General features: G+C 61.5%; 18 protein-coding genes. 12 read left to right on the top strand and 6 right to left on the bottom strand.

Translation table 11 applies throughout. The annotated features are described in order from the left end of the window. The first annotated feature begins 25 nt into the window (after window positions 1–25). On the top strand, window positions 26–1,330 hold the full coding sequence (repC, locus tag QWJ46_RS14130; protein WP_302751700.1) for a plasmid replication protein RepC: 1,305 nt from the start codon (window positions 26–28) through the stop codon (window positions 1,328–1,330). Window positions 1,331–1,375: 45 nt separating this feature from the next. On the opposite strand, the gene QWJ46_RS14125 is transcribed toward repC, so the two are convergent. Further along, window positions 1,376–2,389 carry a substrate-binding domain-containing protein gene (locus QWJ46_RS14125; protein ID WP_302751699.1) on the bottom strand — a complete coding sequence of 338 codons (1,014 nt, stop codon included), beginning with the start codon at window positions 2,387–2,389 and terminating at the stop codon, window positions 1,376–1,378. A 257-nt stretch (window positions 2,390–2,646) separates the two neighbouring features. Here QWJ46_RS14125 and QWJ46_RS14120 point away from each other — a divergent pair, with 257 nt between their 5' ends. The 6 genes from QWJ46_RS14120 to QWJ46_RS14095 all read left to right on the top strand — a co-directional run bounded on the left by QWJ46_RS14120 (window position 2,647) and on the right by QWJ46_RS14095 (window position 8,743). Further along, on the top strand, window positions 2,647–3,909 hold the full coding sequence (locus QWJ46_RS14120; protein WP_302751698.1) for an ABC transporter substrate-binding protein: 1,263 nt from the start codon (window positions 2,647–2,649) through the stop codon (window positions 3,907–3,909). A 68-nt stretch (window positions 3,910–3,977) separates the two neighbouring features. Then, window positions 3,978–4,964, top strand: a complete 987-nt coding sequence (locus tag QWJ46_RS14115; protein ID WP_302751697.1) for a carbohydrate ABC transporter permease — start codon at window positions 3,978–3,980, stop codon at window positions 4,962–4,964. Continuing rightward, the gene (locus QWJ46_RS14110; RefSeq protein ID WP_302751696.1) at window positions 4,964–5,794 is read left to right on the top strand and encodes a carbohydrate ABC transporter permease; all 831 of its coding nucleotides are present in this window, start codon (window positions 4,964–4,966) and stop codon (window positions 5,792–5,794) included. Before QWJ46_RS14115 ends, QWJ46_RS14110 begins: the two co-directional genes overlap by 1 nt. A gap of 11 nt (window positions 5,795–5,805) precedes the next feature. Beyond that, the gene (locus QWJ46_RS14105) at window positions 5,806–6,831 is read left to right on the top strand and encodes an ABC transporter ATP-binding protein (RefSeq protein WP_302751695.1); all 1,026 of its coding nucleotides are present in this window, start codon (window positions 5,806–5,808) and stop codon (window positions 6,829–6,831) included. A 61-nt stretch (window positions 6,832–6,892) separates the two neighbouring features. Further along, on the top strand, window positions 6,893–7,678 hold the full coding sequence (locus QWJ46_RS14100; RefSeq protein WP_302751694.1) for a ThuA domain-containing protein: 786 nt from the start codon (window positions 6,893–6,895) through the stop codon (window positions 7,676–7,678). 27 nt (window positions 7,679–7,705) lie between these two features. Further along, the gene (locus tag QWJ46_RS14095) at window positions 7,706–8,743 is read left to right on the top strand and encodes a Gfo/Idh/MocA family protein (protein WP_184456513.1); all 1,038 of its coding nucleotides are present in this window, start codon (window positions 7,706–7,708) and stop codon (window positions 8,741–8,743) included. A gap of 29 nt (window positions 8,744–8,772) precedes the next feature. Here QWJ46_RS14095 and QWJ46_RS14090 read toward each other — a convergent pair whose 3' ends face one another. The 5 genes from QWJ46_RS14090 to QWJ46_RS14070 form a co-directional block, all read right to left on the bottom strand. Then, entirely contained in the window at window positions 8,773–9,165 is a 393-nt protein-coding gene (locus QWJ46_RS14090) for a DUF4112 domain-containing protein (protein WP_184456515.1), read from the bottom strand. A gap of 156 nt (window positions 9,166–9,321) precedes the next feature. After that, the gene (locus tag QWJ46_RS14085) at window positions 9,322–10,395 is read right to left on the bottom strand and encodes an alcohol dehydrogenase family protein (RefSeq protein ID WP_302751693.1); all 1,074 of its coding nucleotides are present in this window, start codon (window positions 10,393–10,395) and stop codon (window positions 9,322–9,324) included. A gap of 13 nt (window positions 10,396–10,408) precedes the next feature. After that, window positions 10,409–11,788: an aspartate aminotransferase family protein gene (locus tag QWJ46_RS14080; RefSeq protein ID WP_302751692.1), complete on the bottom strand. Its 1,380-nt coding sequence runs from the start codon at window positions 11,786–11,788 to the stop codon at window positions 10,409–10,411. Window positions 11,789–11,814: 26 nt separating this feature from the next. Next, a complete protein-coding gene (locus tag QWJ46_RS14075; protein ID WP_302751691.1) occupies window positions 11,815–13,311 on the bottom strand; it encodes an NAD-dependent succinate-semialdehyde dehydrogenase in 1,497 nt (498 codons plus the stop codon). 121 nt (window positions 13,312–13,432) lie between these two features. Continuing rightward, window positions 13,433–13,930, bottom strand: a complete 498-nt coding sequence (locus QWJ46_RS14070; RefSeq protein ID WP_184456523.1) for an Lrp/AsnC family transcriptional regulator — start codon at window positions 13,928–13,930, stop codon at window positions 13,433–13,435. Between the two features lie 101 nt (window positions 13,931–14,031). On the opposite strand from QWJ46_RS14070, the gene QWJ46_RS14065 reads away from it, so the two are divergent. The 5 genes from QWJ46_RS14065 to ehuD all read left to right on the top strand — a co-directional run bounded on the left by QWJ46_RS14065 (window position 14,032) and on the right by ehuD (window position 18,630). Next, window positions 14,032–15,417, top strand: coding sequence for a PLP-dependent aminotransferase family protein (locus tag QWJ46_RS14065; RefSeq protein WP_302751690.1), 1,386 nt, complete (start codon window positions 14,032–14,034; stop codon window positions 15,415–15,417). A 122-nt stretch (window positions 15,418–15,539) separates the two neighbouring features. Further along, the gene (gene ehuA, locus QWJ46_RS14060) at window positions 15,540–16,325 is read left to right on the top strand and encodes an ectoine/hydroxyectoine ABC transporter ATP-binding protein EhuA (RefSeq protein WP_302751688.1); all 786 of its coding nucleotides are present in this window, start codon (window positions 15,540–15,542) and stop codon (window positions 16,323–16,325) included. A 55-nt stretch (window positions 16,326–16,380) separates the two neighbouring features. Beyond that, on the top strand, window positions 16,381–17,229 hold the full coding sequence (gene ehuB, locus QWJ46_RS14055) for an ectoine/hydroxyectoine ABC transporter substrate-binding protein EhuB (protein ID WP_302751686.1): 849 nt from the start codon (window positions 16,381–16,383) through the stop codon (window positions 17,227–17,229). Between the two features lie 77 nt (window positions 17,230–17,306). Then, window positions 17,307–17,966 (top strand): ectoine/hydroxyectoine ABC transporter permease subunit EhuC, encoded by a 660-nt coding sequence (gene ehuC, locus QWJ46_RS14050; RefSeq protein ID WP_184456532.1) that lies wholly within the window; start codon window positions 17,307–17,309, stop codon window positions 17,964–17,966. Window positions 17,967–17,970: 4 nt separating this feature from the next. Next, the gene (ehuD, locus tag QWJ46_RS14045) at window positions 17,971–18,630 is read left to right on the top strand and encodes an ectoine/hydroxyectoine ABC transporter permease subunit EhuD (RefSeq protein WP_184456534.1); all 660 of its coding nucleotides are present in this window, start codon (window positions 17,971–17,973) and stop codon (window positions 18,628–18,630) included.

The following is an 18,630-nucleotide window of genomic DNA, read 5'->3' as shown; positions in this document are numbered from 1 at the left end:
TTTGCCTGAACGAAGGTGAAGGCAAATGGAGAGTGGATATGTGACGACGCCCTTTGGGCGGCGGCCGATGTCGCTCGGCATGCTGGCAAGCCAGCAACTGGCCGAGAGCATCGAGCCAGGGATAAGACGTAGCAAGTGGAAACTGTTCAGGGCGATCTGCGAGGCGCGGCCGGCGCTTGGCGTGACTGATCGGGCGCTGACGGTGCTCGATGCGCTGCTGACCTTCTATCCCGACGACGAGATTTCCGAGGAGAAGGGCCTGATCGTCTTTCCCTCGAACGCGCAGCTTTCGCTTCGCGCCCGGGGGATGACGCCGGCGACGCTGCGGCGGCATCTTGCCGTGCTGGTCGAGGCTGGCCTGATCCTGCGCAAGGACAGCCCGAACGGAAAGCGCTATGCGCGCCGCGACAGGGAAGGGGAGATCGGTGAGGCGTTCGGCTTCAGCGTCGCGCCGCTTCTGGCGCGTGCAGTCGAAATCGAAAACCTGGCCGCCGAGGTGGTTGCCGACCGAGAACTCATCCGGGCGATCAGGGAGCGCCTCACTGTCTGCCGGCGGGATATCTCCAAGCTGATTGCAGCAGCGCTCGAGGAAGCTGTGCCTGGCGACTGGGAGCAGATGTCGCTGATGTTTCGCGATGTCGTTCGCAGGATTCCGCGCGTCGCAGGGGCCGAGGAATTGGCTTCACTGCTCGACGAGATGGGGCTGCTGCGCGACGAAGCCGTCAACTTGCTGGAAAGACACATAAAAATACAAAAATTAGACGCCAATGAGTCTCAAACTGAGCGCCACAAACAGAATTCAAACCCCAACTCCATATCTGAACTTGAACCAAGCTTCGAAACGAAGCAGGGCGCGAAGCCGGCGACCGATAACGACCCGCTCGCCGTACCGCATGATGAGCAAAGATTGAAGCATCCGGCATCGGCCGGCGCAATGAGCGGCAGGAAATCCGGCGCGGCTGAACCGGCGGCGGGACATACGCTGAAATCCTTCCCGCTTGGTCTGGTTCTTCAGGCCTGCCCGCAAATTCTCGATTATGGGCCGGGTGGAACGATCGGCAATTGGCGCGACCTGATGTCGGCTGCGGTTGTTGTCCGCTCGATGCTCGGCGTCAGCCCCTCGGCCTATGAGGAAGCCTGCGCCGGCATGGGGCCGGAAAATGCCGCGACCGTGATCGCCTGCATTCTGGAAAGGGGCGGGCATATCAATTCGCCCGGCGGTTATCTCCGCGATCTCACCCGAAGGACCGAGAGAGGCGAATTTGCGGTCGGCCCGATGCTGATGGCCCTGGTGCGGGCGAATGGTGGAGTGCGGCGCGATGTCGGCTGATGAACTTCAGTTGCTACACACTCGGCCATCGAGCGGTTGCTCTCATCAGCGCGGCGGCGCGGTACTCTCCCGCAGGATCAGCTCGACTGGCCACAATTCGTGGATCTCGTCTGCGGGGCGGCCAGCGATAAGCTGTAGTGTCAGCTCGGCGCAGCGTGTGCCGGCGGCACGCATGGAGGACCGCGTGGTCGACAGCGATGGGACCATGTTCTCGGCCGTCAAATAGGGGAAGACGTCGTCATGGGCGATGACGGAAACATCCTGTCCGACCGTCATCCCAAGCGAACGGACGGCACGGTAGACACCAAGCGCTGTCATGGTGGAACCGGCAACGATGGCGGTCGGGGCATTGGCGCTCTCCAGAAAAGAGCGGGCGTGGCGAAAGCCGCTCTCGTCGGAGAATTTATCGCAAACCATCAGGCTGGGATCCGTGGTGAGCCCACGCTCCTGATGGGCGATGCGAAAACCCTGTTCGCGATGGATCGAATATGTCTTGCCACGCAGGCCATTGATCATCGCAATGCGCCGGTGACCGAGATCGAGCAGGTGTTCGGTGGCCCGGCGAACAGCACCTTCGTTATCGATGTCGAGCCAGGCATGAACGTGCTCGGTCTCCGAGCGGCCGTGGACCAGGAAAGGCACGCCCAAGCCGTTTAGCATCTCGATCCGCGGGTCCCTGGGGCGAGGCGAATGAATGATCACAGCATCCACTCGGCGGCTCTCGACCAGGCGCCGATAGGCCTGGATCTCGTCGTCATCATTGTGCGCGGTAATTGGTGTGATGAGAATATCGGTATCGGCCGTTTCCAGGCGCTGCGCCATCCCCGACACGAACTCTGAGAAATGAATTTCACCCGAACGCCCCATCAGAACGCCGATCGCTCCGGCTCGGCCGGTCTTCAGGCGCACGGCATTGATATCGGGGCGATAGCCAAGCCGGATTGCTTCGCTCGCAACCCGGGCGCGCGTGGCTTCGCTCACCTCCGGATAGCCGCTAAGTGCGCGGCTGACCGTTGTCGGAGAAAGCCCAAGCTGCTTTGCAAATTCACGAAGTTTCATCGATGTCTTCTTTGTCCGGGAAATCAATGGACGATGCGTTGATGATGCGCAACGGGCAAGTGCCGATTCAGTTCAAATTGAAAACGATTTCAATTATGTCGCGTTGAAATGCCGGCTACGGATGCCGAATATACGCCCTTATCCGCGCAGCATGGCTATTATGCAACCTCCAGGAGCTGGTTTTGGTGTCTTGACGTCATCAAAGCCTTCTGCAATGTTCCGTTTGCCAAATCGATTTCAATTTCTGGGAGGAGATTATGAAAAAGTTTGCTCTGGCCTTGTCCGCGCTTGGACTTGCTCTCGCGGCTGACCCCATCCACGCCGCAGAAATTTCGTTTGCCGCGAACACCACCGGGAAAAACGTCGAATTCCTGAACAAGCAGCTCGCGATTTTTGAGAAGGAGACCGGCAATCAGGTGAAGCTCGTCACCATGCCATCGTCGAGCAGCGAACAGTTCTCGCAATATCGCTTGTGGCTTGCCGCGGGAAACAAGGACATCGACGTCTATCAGACCGATGTCATCTGGGCACCGCAGCTCGCCGATCAGTTCATCGATCTCAAAGAGGCCACCAAGGACGTGGCCGGCCAGTTCTTCCCGTCGATCATCGCCTCGCAGACTGTCAACGGCCGGCTCGTGGCGCTGCCGTTGTTTACCGATGCTCCGGCGCTGTTCTACCGAAAGGACCTGCTCGAGAAATATGGCAAGCAGCCGCCGAAGACCTGGGACGAGATGGCCGCAACCGCCAAGGAGGTACAGGACAAGGAACGTCAGGCCGGCCAGAAGGATGTCTGGGGTTACGTCTTCCAGGGCAATTCCTATGAGGGGCTGACCTGCAACGCGCTCGAATGGGTGAAGTCGTCGGGCGGCGGCCAGATCGTCGAGCCGGACGGGACAATCTCGATCAACAATGAGAAGGCGGCAGCAGCGCTCGAACGCGCCAAGGGCTGGATCGGCACGATTTCGCCACCCGGCGTGCTCGCCTATCAGGAAGAAGAATCGCGTGGCGTCTGGCAGACCGGCAACGCAGTCTTCATGCGCAACTGGCCCTATGCCTATTCCCTCGGCAACGGTGCCGACAGTGCCGTGAAAGGCAAATTTGACGTGATGACGCTGCCGGTTGCAGCCGCCGGCGACAAGCCATCCTCGACGCTCGGCGGCTGGAATTTGGCGGTGTCAAAATATTCCGAGAAACAGGAAGCAGCCATCGCACTGGTAAAATTCCTGGCGTCGGAGGACGTTCAGAAGGCTCGCGCCATTGAGCTCTCCAATCTGCCGACGCTGACCGACCTTTATGACGACAAGGATGTTGCCGCAGCTCAGCCCTTCATGCCTAACTGGAAACCCATTTTCCAGGATGCGGTGCCGCGTCCTTCGGCGACAGCCAAGGTGAAGTACAACGAAGTGTCGTCGAAGTTCTGGACGGCAGTGCACAATACGCTGTCCGGCAGCGGCTCGGCCGCCGAGAATCTCGAGCTCCTCGAGGCCGACCTGACGACCCTCAAGGGCGACGCCTGGTGAGTATCGGACCGGCGACTGACAGGTCGTCGGTCCATCCTCCGGATGGGCTTAACAGGGGATAGGCTTTCATGACTGAAATCGTAGCTCCACAAGCAGTTGAACCAAGGGCGTCCCGTCTCAGCGCCTCTACGGAGCTGCGATCCGAGCGCGTTCGATCGGCCTGGATGTTTCTGGCGCCGACGCTGTTGATGCTGGCAATCGTCGCTGGCTGGCCGCTCTTCAGAACGATCTATTTCAGCTTTACGAATGCGTCACTCAACGATCTTGGCAATGCGCAATTCGTCGGCTTTGCCAATTATCTCTCGTGGGTGACACTGAAGAGCGGAAAGACCGTCTATCGCGGGCTGCTTGCCGATCCGGTCTGGTGGAATGCCGTCTGGAACACGGCCAAGTTCACTCTCCTTTCGGTGGCGATCGAGACCATGCTCGGCTTGATCGTCGCACTGGTGCTGAACGCGCAGTTCGTCGGGCGTGGAATCGTCCGCGCCGCAATCCTCATTCCTTGGGCAATACCGACCATCGTCTCGGCCAAGATGTGGGCCTGGATGCTCAACGACCAGTTCGGCATTCTCAATGATATCTTGCTCGACTTGGGCCTGATCAGTGAGAAGATCGCCTGGACCGCCAATCCCGAAACGGCGATGATCGCCGTGCTGATCGTCGACGTCTGGAAGACGACGCCCTTCATGGCGCTTCTGATCCTTGCCGGACTTCAGATGGTGCCGGGGGATATCTATGAAGCGGCCAAGATCGATGGCGTCAATCCGGTCAAGGTTTTCTGGCGTCTGACGCTGCCGCTGATCCGCCCTGCCATCATGGTTGCCGTGATCTTCCGGATGCTGGATGCGATGCGCATCTTCGATCTGATCTATGTTCTGACGCCCAACAATGCGCAGACGAAGACCATGTCGGTCATGGCGCGCGAGAACCTGTTCGACTTCGACAAGTTCGCCTATGGCGCCACCGCCTCGACGGTGCTTTTCCTCATCATCGCCTCTGTCACCGTCCTCTATATCTGGTTCGGCCGCGTTAAGCTCGGCGGGGAGGAACGCTGATGCTGCTTTCGATCACCAAGAACACGCTTTTCTACCTGCTCGTTACGACCATCGTCATCATTGCAGTTTTCCCGTTCTACTATGCGATCCTCACCAGCCTGAAGACCGGCACGGCCCTTTTCCAAGTCGATTATTGGCCGACCTCGATCTCCTTCGGCAACTATGCTTCCGTCATGGGGCAGGGCAGTTTCGTTCGCAGCCTTGCGAATTCCGCGATGATCGCCTGCGTCGTGGTTTCAGCATCGCTGCTGCTCTCGATCACCGCTTCGTTCGCTTTGGCCCGGGTTCACTTCCGCGGACGGGCACTCTTGATGCTGACCATCCTGTCGGTGTCGATGTTTCCTCAGATTGCCGTGCTTGCGGGCCTCTTCGAACTGATCCGCTGGATCGGCATCTTCAACACGCCCTTCGCGCTGATCTTTTCCTACGTGATTTTCACGCTGCCATTCACTGTCTGGGTGCTGACGACCTTCATGCGGGAATTGCCGATCGAGATCGAGGAGGCGGCGATCGTCGACGGCGCCTCGCCATGGGTCATCGTCACTCAGGTCTTCATGCCGCTGATGTGGCCGGCGCTGGTGACAACAGGGCTGCTCGCTTTCATCGCCGCCTGGAACGAGTTTCTTTTTGCGCTGACGTTCACATCGTCCGATACGCAACGGACGGTGCCGGTCGCCATCGCCCTGCTTTCGGGCAACAGCGCGTTCGAAATTCCCTGGGGCAACATCATGGCGGCTTCGGTGATCGTCACCGTGCCGGTTGTCGTTCTTGTTTTGATATTCCAGCGCCGGATCATTTCGGGGCTGACCGCCGGCGGCGTCAAGGGTTGAGGGAGTAGGACATGGCAGAGATACGACTGGAGAACATCCGCAAGAGCTTCGGCGCTTTCGAGGTGATCAAGGGCGTGACGATGGAGATCCGCAGGGGCGAGTTCATGGTGTTCGTGGGGCCGTCCGGATGCGGCAAGTCCACGCTACTCAGGCTCATCTCCGGGCTCGAGGACATCACCTCGGGAACCCTCGCCTTCGACAATGAGACGGTAAACCGGCACGCGCCGTCGAAGAGAGGGATCGCCATGGTCTTCCAGTCCTACGCGCTCTACCCGCATATGACGGTCTTCGACAACATGGCGTTCGGCATGAAGCTTTCCGGGAGCAACAGAGACGAATGCCGCCGGCGGGTCGAGCAGGCGGCCGGTATGCTGCAGCTCTCATCCTATCTGGACCGCTTGCCGCGACAGCTTTCCGGCGGACAGCGTCAGCGTGTCGCCATCGGCCGGGCGATCGTACGCGATCCCAAGGTCTTTCTCTTCGACGAGCCGCTGTCCAATCTCGATGCGGCGCTTCGAGTCGCGACAAGGCTTGAGATCGCCAAGCTTCATCGCAGCATGCACGGTACGACGATGATCTATGTGACGCATGATCAGGTCGAGGCCATGACGCTGGCCGATCGGATCTGCGTGTTGAGAGACGGCGTCGTCGAGCAGATCGGCACGCCCCTGGAACTTTACGAAAGCCCGAACTCGGTCTTTGTCGCGGGCTTCATCGGTTCGCCGAAAATGAACTTCCTGTCGGGCGGGCTGGCACAGGCCTATGACAGCCATACGATCGGTGTGCGCGCCGAGCATGTGCTCATCACGGCCGAGTCGCCGGTTTGGAGCGGCACGGTCATCCATTCCGAAATCCTCGGTTCCGATAGCTTCGTCTATCTGGACATCGGAGCGGATGAGCCGCTTGTCGTGCGAGAGGCCGGCGTCTCTCGTCATAAGCCGGGCCAGACGCTTGGCCTCACGCCACTTGCCGGTCACATCCACCGTTTCGACCAGTCGGGCCGGGCGCTCGAACGTGAATCCATGCGGGCTGCCTGATCTTTCAGGCATCGATGTCCTTCCCAGGCTCGATCCGCTTCAACTACAAGGAGAAAACGACGTGACCATACGCACCATTGTGTGGGGTGAAAATATCCACGAGAATACCAATGCGGTCGTCCGGGGCATTTACCCCGAGGGCATGCACACGACGATCGCCAATGCGCTGAATAGCGATCCCGCCATATCCGCCACCACGGCGACGCTGCAGGACCCGGAGCACGGGCTGAGCGAAGCCCGGCTTGCCGAGACCGATGTCTTAACCTGGTGGGGCCACAAGGATCACGGCGCGGTGTCAGACGTCGTCGTCGAGCGCGTCGCCAAGCGCGTCTGGGAAGGCATGGGCCTTCTCGTCTTACATTCCGGCCATTTCTCGAAGATCTTCAAGCGGCTGATGGGAACACCCTGCGCGCTGAAATGGCGCGAGGCGGGCGAGCGCGAGCGGCTGTGGACGATCAACCCGCGCCATCCGATCGCCGCCGGCATCGGCGAGCATTTCGAGCTCGAGAACGAGGAAATGTATGGCGAGCAGTTCTCGGTGCCGGAGCCGCTCGAAACGGTATTCATCTCCTGGTTCCAGGGCGGGGAAGTGTTCCGCTCGGGCCTGACCTGGCGCCGCGGCGCCGGCAACATCTTCTATTTCCGCCCTGGCCATGAGACCTATCCGACCTATCACGACGTCACGGTGCAGAAGGTGCTGATCAACGGCGTCAAGTGGGCCTACAACCCTGAAGGCGCGTTGACTGGCATTACCGATGCTCCAAATGTGCCGGTAGAGAAGGCACTGGAGCCGATCGTCGAACGCGGCCCGAAACTGCACCAGGCCGGCGAAGCCGGTTACCGCTGAATTCGATAAACGACCATGAGGACAAACATGCGCTTGATCATTCTCGGAACCGGAGGATGGGCAAATACCCATGCCATGAATTTTTCGGAAATCACCGGCGTCAAGATTGTTGCCGCCGTCGATACGGACGAGGTCCGGCTGCGGGCCTTCGCGCTCAGGCATGGCATTCCGCTTACCTTCACATCGCTCGATGACGCCCTTGCGTGGGGGGAGTTTGACGCTGTGACCAATGTGACGCCGGATCGCGCGCATTATTCCACGACAATGAAGATACTCGGCGCCGGCAAGCATGTGCTCTGCGAGAAGCCCCTGGCCGTCAACTACCGCGAGGCCAAGGAGATGGCCGACGCCGCGGCGGCATCCGGCAAGGTCACGATGGTAAACCTTACCTATCGCAACGTGGCGCCGCTGCAAGCAGCGCGAAAAATGGTGCTGGACGGCCGTCTCGGCGCGATCCGTCACTTCGAAGCCTCATATCTGCAGAGCTGGTTGGTTTCGAAGGCCTGGGGCGATTGGACCAAAGAATCCCAATGGCTTTGGCGCCTGTCGACGAAGCACGGCTCCAATGGCGTGCTGGGCGATGTCGGTATCCACATTCTCGACTTCGCGGTTTTTGCCGCCGGAAGCGATGTCAAGGCGGCGGCATCGCATCTTAAGGTTTTCGACAAGAGCCCCGGGAACCGGATCGGGGAATACGAGCTCGATGCAAATGACAGCTTCCTGATGATGGCCGAACTCGAAAACGGCGCGGCTGGCGTCATCCATGCGACGCGCTGGGCAACCGGCCATCTGAACGAATTGCGCCTGCGCCTGCATGGAGACAAGGGAGCGCTGGAGGTGGTGCATACGCCTGAAGGTTCGACCCTCAGGGCCTGTGAAGGCGCCGATGCCGACAAGGCGATCTGGCGCAAGATCGAGGTCGAACCGGTGATCACCAATTTCCAGCGATTTGCAAACGCCGTGCAAAAAGGGAAGCCGGATGAGCCGGGTTTCGGCCATGCCGCCAAGCTGCAATTTGTTCTTGATCACGCAGTCAAGACGGCCGGCGCCCTGACCGAGCTTTAGACAGGTTCTTCGGAGGGCGATCGAACTCGTCAAATGCGCCGGTTCAGCTCGTCTTCGCTGATGCCGAAATGCTCGAGGATGATGCCGACGTTCCGGCGGTGAGACTTGAAATAGACGTCGAAGAGATCGCCGATCAGCGGAACCGTGCCGCAGGCGGCGTCGACGCCGAGATTGACCGCCATGCGGGCGAGCTTGTGGGTGGGAAGGCCGAGACGCCTTGCTTCGTCGATGATGAAAAGACCGATGAGGGAACCGGCAACGTCGCCGACGGCCGGGATAAGGCCGAGAACCGAATCTGCGCCGATCCGTACGCCGAAAGGCAATCTGACTGCGGTGTCCATGAGCCGAGCGATTGCGGCGGCGCGGCGGATTCTGCCGAGTTCGGCGGCGGTGGGGTATCTCATAGCATGGGAAGTTGGCATCAGCGACCCGGCCGAGCGATGGAACGCTGCGCCTCCATCACGAAGGCAGGGACGCCTTCGATTGTCCGAAGCTGCGAGCATTCGATGTGATCGAAAGCGTTGTTCATGGCGGTGGAACGCCGCAAGCCCGATAAGGTTCGTGCGGCGCGCCGGAGATCATCTCGCGTCGGGAACGACGACCAGTTTGCCGACAAAATTCTTCGCCATGAATTCGGTCTGTGCCCGGTGGAAATCCGACAGCGGATAGACGCCGCCGACAAGAGGCCGGATTTTACGGCTTTCGATATAGCCGATGAGCCTACGGAAATCGGCGCGGCTCCCCTGGCTCGATCCATGCATCTCGAGTTGCTTCAGATACAGAGTGCGCAGATCGAGCTGCACGACGGGGCCGGCGATGGCGCCGGCCGTGGTATAGCGGCCTTCCGGGCGCAAGATCTTCAGGAGATCGTTGAACAACGGTCCGCCCACGAGGTCTGCGACCACGTCGATCGGCTGGCCACCGCTTGCGGAATGGACGGCTTGGACAAGATCCCCCTTGCCGCGGGTCACGACCGCTTCGGCGCCGATATCGATCATCGCCGCCTCCTTGCCGAGTCCCGCGACCGCGATCGGGATGGCGCCGCGGGCGCGAGCGAGCTGGATGATCGCTGAACCGACGCCGCCCGAAGCGCCGGTGACGAGAACGCGCTCGCCGGCGACAAGCCTTGCCCGTTCCAGCATCCGTTCGCCGGTCAGATAGGCGCAGCAGAAGGTGGCGAGCTCGACATCGGTCATATCGGTCGCGACGACATGGGCGTTCTCGCCAGGCAGCACCATATATTCGGCGTAGCCGCCATCGCGCCCGTGGCCGATGTAATCGATGTCGGCAAGACTGTCGTCGTCGCGATTATAGATCGAGAAGTCGACCATGACGCGTTCGCCGATGCGTCTCGGATCAACGCCCGCGCCGACGCCGACGATATGACCGACGGTATCGGTGCCCTGGATGCGCGGGAATGTCAGCGTGTTGCCCTGCCTGCGCCAGGTGGAGAGGGCGGAGGGATCATCCTCTGTGCCGTAGGCGCCTTCGCGCACCCAGACGTCGGTATTGTTCATGCCGCAGGCGGCAACACGGATCAGCACCTCGCCCTCCGTCGGCGTCGGGACAGGCACATCCGTGGCATAGATGAGCTTTTCCAGGCCGCCATGGCCGGTGAGGAACACCGCCGCCATCTTTTCCGGGATCGTCATGTGGCTCTTCTCCTCAGATGGTTTTGAAAACACTTTCAATCGCGTCTGCAGCCGCCTTGACGACGACGTCTGCTTCTTCGCGGGTGAGGCAGAGCGGCGGAGCGAAGCCGAGAATGTCGCCCTGCGGCATGGCGCGGCCGATGACGCCGCGTTCGAGAAGAGCGGATGCGACCTGCGGACCGACCTTGCGGCCGGGATTGAAGAACCGGCGGTCGTCTCTGTCCTCGACGAATTCGACCGCGGCCATCAGACCGTCGCCGCGGACTTCACCGACATTCCGATGGCCGCCAACGGCTTCTTGCAACTGCGACCGGAAATAGCTGCCGGTCGTGCCGGCATTGGCGACGATGCCGAGTTGGTCGATCAATTCCAGATTGGCGATGCCCGCGGCAGCGCAGATCGGATGGGCGGAATAGGTCCAACCATGGCCGATGGCGCCGAGCTGATCGGAGCCCTGCACCAGGACCTGCCACATCTTGGTCGAAACGATCGAGCCGGAAAGCGGAGTATAGGCCGAGGTCAGGCCCTTGGCGATGGTGATCAGGTCCGGCTTCATGCCGTAGTGATCTGAGCCGAACATCGTGCCGAGACGGCCGAAGCCGGTGACGACCTCGTCGGCGACCAGCAGGATATCGTATTTGTCGAGCACGGCCTGGATCTTCTGCCAATAGCCCTGGGGGGGCGGGACGATGCCGCCGGTGCCGAGGATCGGTTCGCCGATGAAGGCGGCGATGGTGTCGGGCCCCTCGGCAACGATCATCTCCTCCAGTTTGTCGGCGCAATATTGCGAGAATTGCTCCTCGCTCATCGACCGGTCGGCCCGGCGGAAATAATAGGGCGCTTCGGTGTGGAGGATCGGGGCGCGCGGCAGATCGAAGGCATTGTGAAAAAGCGCAAGACCGGTGAGGCTGCCGGTCATGACGCCGGAGCCGTGATAGCCGCGCCAGCGTGAGATGATCTTCTTCTTTTCCGGCCGGCCGAGAATGTTGTTGTAATACCAGATCAGCTTGATGTTGGTCTCGTTGGCATCCGAGCCGGAAAGGCCGAAATAGACGCGGCTCATGCCCGCGGGTGCGCGGTCGATAATCATTTTCGCAAGCGTAATCGATGCTTCTGTGCCGTGGCCGACATAGGCGTGGTAGTAGGCAAGGCCTTTCGCCTGTTCGGCGATGGCGTCGGCGATCTCCTGGCGGCCGTAGCCGACATTGACGCAATAAAGCCCGGCAAAGGCATCGAGGCTTTTGCGGCCGCTCGTGTCGGTGATGTAGACGCCTTCGCCCCCTGCGACGACACGCGTCGGCGTCTCGCCGCGCGCGTGCATGCCCATATGGGTGGAGGGGTGAAAGAAGTGGTCGCGGTCCCAGGCGGTGAGTTCGTTGCTTTTCTCGAGCATATCCTATCCTCTCTTGAAATGGGCGCTCAGGCGGCGGTGTCGATGCAGAGATATTTGAGCTCGGTGAAAGCCTCGAGCCCGTGGCGGGAGCCTTCCCGGCCAAGGCCGGACTGTTTCCAGCCGCCGAAGGGGATCGGACCGCCGGTGATCTTCACGCGATTAATCGCCACCATGCCGTATTCCAGCGCGCGGCCGAGGCGCATCTGGCGGGCGCCATTCTCGGTGACGACATAGGCGACCAGGCCATATTCGGTGTCGTTGGCACGGGCGACGACCTCTTCCTCCGTATCGAAAGTGACAAGTGCGGCCACAGGCCCGAAAGTCTCCTCGCGCATGATCAGCGCATCCGCCGGCACATCCGTCAAAAGCGTCGGCTGATAGAAGAGTGGGCCGGCTCTATGGCGGCTGCCGCCGGCAGCAAGACGGGCGCCCCGCTCCAAGGCGTCGGCGACCTGGTCCTCGACCTTGACGACGGCGCGTTCATGTATCAGCGGCCCGATTTCGCTTTCAGCCTCGATGCCTGCGCCGACCTTCAGTGCAGTGATCCGTGCGGCAAAAGCCTTAGCGAAGGCATCGGCGATGCGTCGCTGGACGAAGATGCGGTTGACAGCAAGGCAATCCTGGCCTGACGTGGCAAACTTGGCGTCGACGGCAATCTCGACGGCTTTTGCGACATCGGCATCGTCGAAGACAATCAGCGGCGCGTGCCCGCCGAGTTCCATTACCAGCCGCTTCATGGTCGGCGCGCACTGGGCGGCGATCAGGCGGCCAACCTCGGTCGAACCGGTGAAGCTCATGGCGCGCAGGCGGCTATCGCTGCACATCCGTCCGACGATAGTTGCGGCATGGCCGGTGACTACGTTGAAGACGCCGGCGGGAATACCGGCCCTTTCGCCGAGCTCGGCAAGCGCGAGGGCAGAAAGCGGCGTCTCGGAGGAGGGGTGGGCGACGACCGTGCAGCCGGCGGCAAGGGCCGCGGCGGCCTTTCGGGTGAGCATGGCAGAGGGGAAATTCCAGGGCGTGACCACGCCGACGACGCCGAGCGCCTCGCGCCGGACGATCATTTCCGCGCCGGGCAGGTGGCTGGTGACGCTTTCGGCGTTCAGCCGTTTGCCTTCCTCGGCATACCATTCGACGAAGGAGGCGGCGTAATCGATCTCGCCACGCGATTCCGCCAGCGGCTTGCCCTGTTCCAGCGTCATGATCAGCGCCAGGTCCTCTCTGGCCGCGAGCATCAGCTCATGCCATTTGCGCAGGATCGCTGCGCGCTGCTGCGGCAGCATCGCGCGCCACGCGGCAAAGGCCTGCGACGCCGCATCGATCGCCATCGCCGTCTCCTCCGCACCGAGGCTCGCAACCCAGGCCAGCGTTGCCGAAGAGGCCGGATCGGCAACAGCGAAGCTTTTGCCTGTCGCCCCCGCGATCCACCGGCCGCCGACATAGGCGAGATCGCGCAGGAGATGAAGGTCGGCAAGCCGTGACAGCGCATCATGATAGTCGGGGCGGGCAAACACGGCGGGCATGTCCAATCTCCTCCTTGCGGGTTGACGCAAGTCTTGCACAAGAGCGGACGAGAGATTGTCCTTTGCCGAAGGCGGAAAGAGACAGACGGTCTAAAGGGCGGCCGCCTGCTAGAGAGATTGTCTACGAGGCGCTCTGCTCCTCGCCGGAGGCGGCGAGGGAAGAGACCGGAAGGACTGTTTCCTCCTTCACCGTCTTGGTGACAATGTAGGTGAAGTAGCGGTCGATGCCGAGTTCGCGATCGAGAAGTCCGTCGACCAGCCGCTGATAGGCATCGATATCGGCTGCCATGATTTTCAGGATATAGTCGACGCCGCCGCCGACCGACCAGCAGGCGACGATCTCGGGGGTTGCGGCAACGGCGCGCTCGAAACGCTCGAAATCGGCCTGGCGATGATTGGCGAGCGTCACCTCCATCATCACGCTGGCCACCGGCGCTATGCGCCGCGGTGCGATCCGGGCGTGGTAGCCGGTAATGATCCCCGCCTTTTCGAGCTTGCGCAGCCGCATCCAGCACGGCGTCGGCGACAGCCCTGCCTTTTCGGCGAGCGCCAGCTTGGTGATGCGGCCGTCGTGCTGGACGGCGTCGAGGATGCGCAAGTCGATGGCGTCGAGCTTCATGGCGCTTTCTTTAGCATGAAATCATTTCAAACGCGGTGAAAAGACAATGGAAGCGTATTTTGGCATTGTCAATTGACCTGATTTTCAGCAGTGTTGAAATCATGACAAATTGGCGCCCTGATCCCTCGCAACTCCGCCGGCCTGCCTATCTCTCGCTCGCCGAGCAGATCGCCAATGCGATCACCGACGGCAAGCTCGCCGACGGCATGCAATTGCCGCCGCATCGCAAGCTGGCCGACGATCTGCATCTTTCCGTGCAGACGGTGAGCCGCGCCTATGACGAGCTGAGCCGCCGGGGGCTGATATCAGGCGAGATCGGACGCGGCAGCTTCGTGCAGACGCGGCCGCGCGAGCCGGAACCGCCTTATCTGCCGGAACGGCTGGGCGAGGTCATCGATCTCTCTATCCTGAAACCGGTCTGCGAGCAGATTCATCTGGAAAGGCTGCGCCAGGCCTTTGGCTGGCTCTCCGAAAATCTGCCGTCGAGCTCGGCCCTGTCGTTCCGGCCGAACATGGTCTTTCCCCGCCATCGCGTCGTTGCCACGGAATGGCTGGCGCGCTGCGGCCTCGACGTATCGCCGCTGAACATCAGCCTGACGAATGGCGCGACATCGGGCATGACGGTAGCGCTGATGAGCGTCGCCCCGCCCGGTTCGACCATTGCGACCGAGGCGATCAGCCATCATACGCTGGTGCCGCTCTCCAGCTATCTCGGCCTGCATCTCGAGGGGCTGGCGATCGACGAGGAGGGCATGATTCCCGACGCGCTGGACGAGGCCTGCCGGACGGGGCCGATCCGGGCGATTTTCCTCCAGCCGTCGGTGATCAATCCGATGGCGGCGCTGATGAGCGCAGAGCGCCGGCAGGCGCTCGCCGCCGTGGCCGCCAAGCACGACATAGCGATCATCGAAAACGACATTCTCGGGCCGATGATCGAGGACCGCGCGCCGCCGATGGCCGCCTTCGCGCCGGAGCGGACGCTTTACGTCACGAGCTTCACGAAGATCACCGTTCCGGGTCTCAGGATCGGCTATCTCGTTGCGCCCGACCGCTATGTCGCCGCCGTTGCCAACCGGCATCTGGTCTCCAGTTGGATGGCGACGCCGGCGATGGCCGAAATCGCCACGCGCTGGGTCAGCGACGGCACGGCGATGGAACTCGTCAACTGGCAGCGCCGCGCCCTTGTCGGGCGCCATGCGATCGCGGCGGAGATGCTGACCGGCCTGTCCTATCGAACGCATCCGCAAAGCCTGCACGTCTGGCTGCCGCTTTCCGGCAGCCATACGGAGGACGGTTTCGTGTCGCAGGCAAGGCTGCGCGGCGTGGCGATCGCGCCGGGCAAATCCTTCCGCACCGCCGATCACGGGTGGACGCCGGCGGTGCGCATCTCGCTCGGCTCGACGACGGAAGGCGAGCTGCGGACGGGACTGGGGATCGTTGCCTCACTGGCGCAGGGAAATCCAGAAGAGCTGCTGCTCGCGATTTGAGGCGGGCGCCTCATTTGCCGGCAGGCGCAGAATAATTGTCATGATATTATTTTACGAATTGACATGATTTTCGAGCGCCGTCATCGTTAGGTCATTGCTTGTCTCAACAAGGAGAGACATGAATGCCTGCGCCTATCATCCGCATCGACAACATCGTCAAGAAATACGGCCCGCTGACCGTGCTGGACGGCCTGTCGATGAATGTCATGCCGGGTGAGAAGCTGGCGCTGATCGGGCCGTCCGGCTCCGGCAAGACGACGATCCTGCGCATCCTGATGACGCTCGAGACGATCGGCGGCGGCCATATCGAGGTCGATGGCGAGCAGCTCTATCATATGCCGAACGGCAACGGGCTGGTGGCGGCCGATGAACGGCATCTGCATCGCATGCGCGAGAAGATCGGCATGGTCTTCCAGCACTTCAACCTGTTCCCGCACAAATGTGTGCTCGATAATGTGACGCTGGCGCCGATGCTGACCAAGGGCGTCAAGCGGCGCGAAGCCGAAAAGCGGGCTATGGAGCTTCTCGACATGGTCGGTCTCGCCGATAAGGCTAAAAGCGTCCCGGCGCAGCTTTCCGGCGGGCAGAAGCAGCGCGTTGCCATCGCCCGGGCGCTGGCGCTGTCGCCGAAGATCATGCTGTTCGACGAGGTGACCTCGGCGCTCGATCCGGAGCTGGTCGAGGAGGTGCTGAACGTCATGCGACGACTCGCCTCCGAGACCGACATGACGATGCTGCTCGTCACCCACGAAATGGGTTTTGCCCATGACTTTGCCGACCGCGTTCTGTTCTTCGATCGCGGCAGGATCGTCGAGGAAGGCAAGCCCGGCGACATTTTTCGCAATCCGACGCAGGAGAGGACGCAGACCTTCCTGCGCAAGATCATCGCGGCAGGGCACCGCGTCTGAGATCCGACATTGCCCGCAAAATAAAGCGCAAGGAAAGCCAGAGGAGTTGGGAACGATGAAAACGGGATATTTTTTGAGCGCCATCGGCCTGTCGGCCCTGCTGATGACAGCGGCGAGTCAGGCTTCGGCCGCTGATGACAAGCTCGAACAGTTGAAGGAGCAGGGCTTTGCCCGTATCGCCATCGCCAACGAGCCGCCGTTCACGGCGGTCGGCGCCGACGGCAAGGTCTCGGGTGCTGCGCCCGATGTGGCGCGGGTGATCTTCGAGAAGCTCGGCGTCAAGGAAGTGGTCGCCTCGATCTCCGAGTACGGCGCGATGATTCCCGGCCTGCAGGCCGGCCGACACGATGCAATTACGGCGGGCCTCTTCATGAAGCCCGAACGCTGCAATGCCGTCGCCTATTCCGAACCGATCCTGTGCGACGCTGAAGCCTTTGCTCTGAAGAAGGGCAACCCGCTGAAGCTGACCAGCTACAAGGATATCGCCGACAACCCGAACGCCAAGATCGGCGCGCCGGGCGGCGGCACGGAAGAGAAGCTGGCGCTGGAAGCCGGCGTGCCGCGTGACCGCGTCATCGTGGTTCCGGACGGGCAGAGCGGCATCAAGATGCTTCAGGACGGCCGCATCGACGTCTATTCGCTGCCGGTCCTGTCGATCCACGACCTGTTGACCAAGGCGAACGATCCGAACCTCGAAACCGTCGCCCCCGTCGTCAATGCGCCGGTCTATTGCGACGGCGCCGCCTTCCGCAAGCAGGACGTTGCGCTTCGCGACGCCTTCGACGTCGAGCTGAAGAAGCTGAAGGAATCGGGCGAATTCGCCAAGATCATCGAACCCTATGGCTTCTCGGCCAAGGCGGCGATGTCGACGAGCCGCGAAAAGCTCTGCGCCGCCGCCAAGTAACCTGACGTAAGCAGCCGGCCATGCTCCCGCCATGGCCGGTTTGCCCTTCGCACCATCTCCAGAGAAGTGAGCTGCCGATGTCGGTCTGGTCCGGCTATCTGACACTGATCCTTCAAGGCGCCCTGGTGACGCTCGAGCTGACGATCATGGGCTCGGCGCTGGCGCTCGTCATGGCCTTCCTGGCCGGTCTCGCCCGCCTGTCGCGTTTCTTTGCCCTCCGGGCTCTGGCGACCGCCTATATCGAATTCTTTCGCGGCACCTCGATCTTCGTCCAGCTCTTCTGGGTCTATTTCGTCCTGCCCTTCGCGGGATTGACGCTGACGCCGCTGCAGGCGGGCGTGCTGGCGCTCGGTCTGAATGTCGGCGCCTATGGGGCGGAGGTGGTGCGTGGCGCCGTCAAGGCGGTCGGGCGCGAACAATCCGAAGCCTGCATCGCGCTCAATCTGTCGCGATACCAGCGCATGCGCCACGTCATACTGCCGCAGGCGTTGCCGCTGATGCTGCCGACCTTCTGCAACAATGCGATCGAGCTTTTGAAGGGCACGGCCGTCGTGTCGCTGATCTCGCTGACCGACATGACCTTTCAGGCGCAAGTGGTGCGGGCGCAGACCGGCAATACGCTGGTGCCCTTCGCAACGATCCTCATCCTCTATTTCCTCATGGCCTCCGCCATCTCGGCGGCGATGCGCCTGTTGGAGCGACGGATGACACGCGGCCTCGACGGCATGAGGACCTGATCATATGGAATGGGATTGGGATTTCGTCTGGCAGATCATGCCGACCCTTCTCGAAGGGTTCAAGATCACCATTCTCGCGACCATCCTCGGCGCTGCTGTCGCCATGGTCGCAGGCCTCGCGCTTGCCATCGCGCGGCGGTCACCTGTCGCCGCCATTTCCACAACTGTCGGCTTCGTCTCGGAATTCATCCGCGGTACGCCGCTGCTGGTGCAGCTCTACTTCATCTTCTACGTCCTGCCGGATATCGGCATCCGGCTGTCGCCGCTCACCGCCGGCGTCATCGGCATGGGCATTCACTATGCGACCTATACGGCCGAGGTCTATCGCGCCGGCATCGAGAACGTTTCGCGCGGACAATGGGAGGCGGCCAAGGCCACCAATCTGACGACGCGCCAGGCCTGGATCCACGTGATCTTGCCGCAGGCGATCCCGCCGATGATCCCGGCGCTCGCCAATTACTTCATCGCCATGTTCAAGGAAACGCCGCTGCTGTCGGCGATCACCGTGCTGGAATTGATGAACCAGGCCAAAAGCATCGCCAATAGCAACTATCGCTATATTGAACCCATGACGCTCGTCGGCGTCTTTTTCCTCGTCATCAGCTTGATTTCGGTTCTCGGATTGCGCTGGCTCGAGGAGCGCTATGCCAGGGTGGATGACTGA

The organism is Rhizobium sp. CBN3 (assembly GCF_030518245.1).
GTDB classification, from domain to species: domain Bacteria; phylum Pseudomonadota; class Alphaproteobacteria; order Rhizobiales; family Rhizobiaceae; genus Rhizobium; species Rhizobium aethiopicum_A.
The sequence above is the reverse complement of the archived record's forward strand: the minus strand, read 5'-3'. Positions and strand labels throughout refer to the sequence as shown.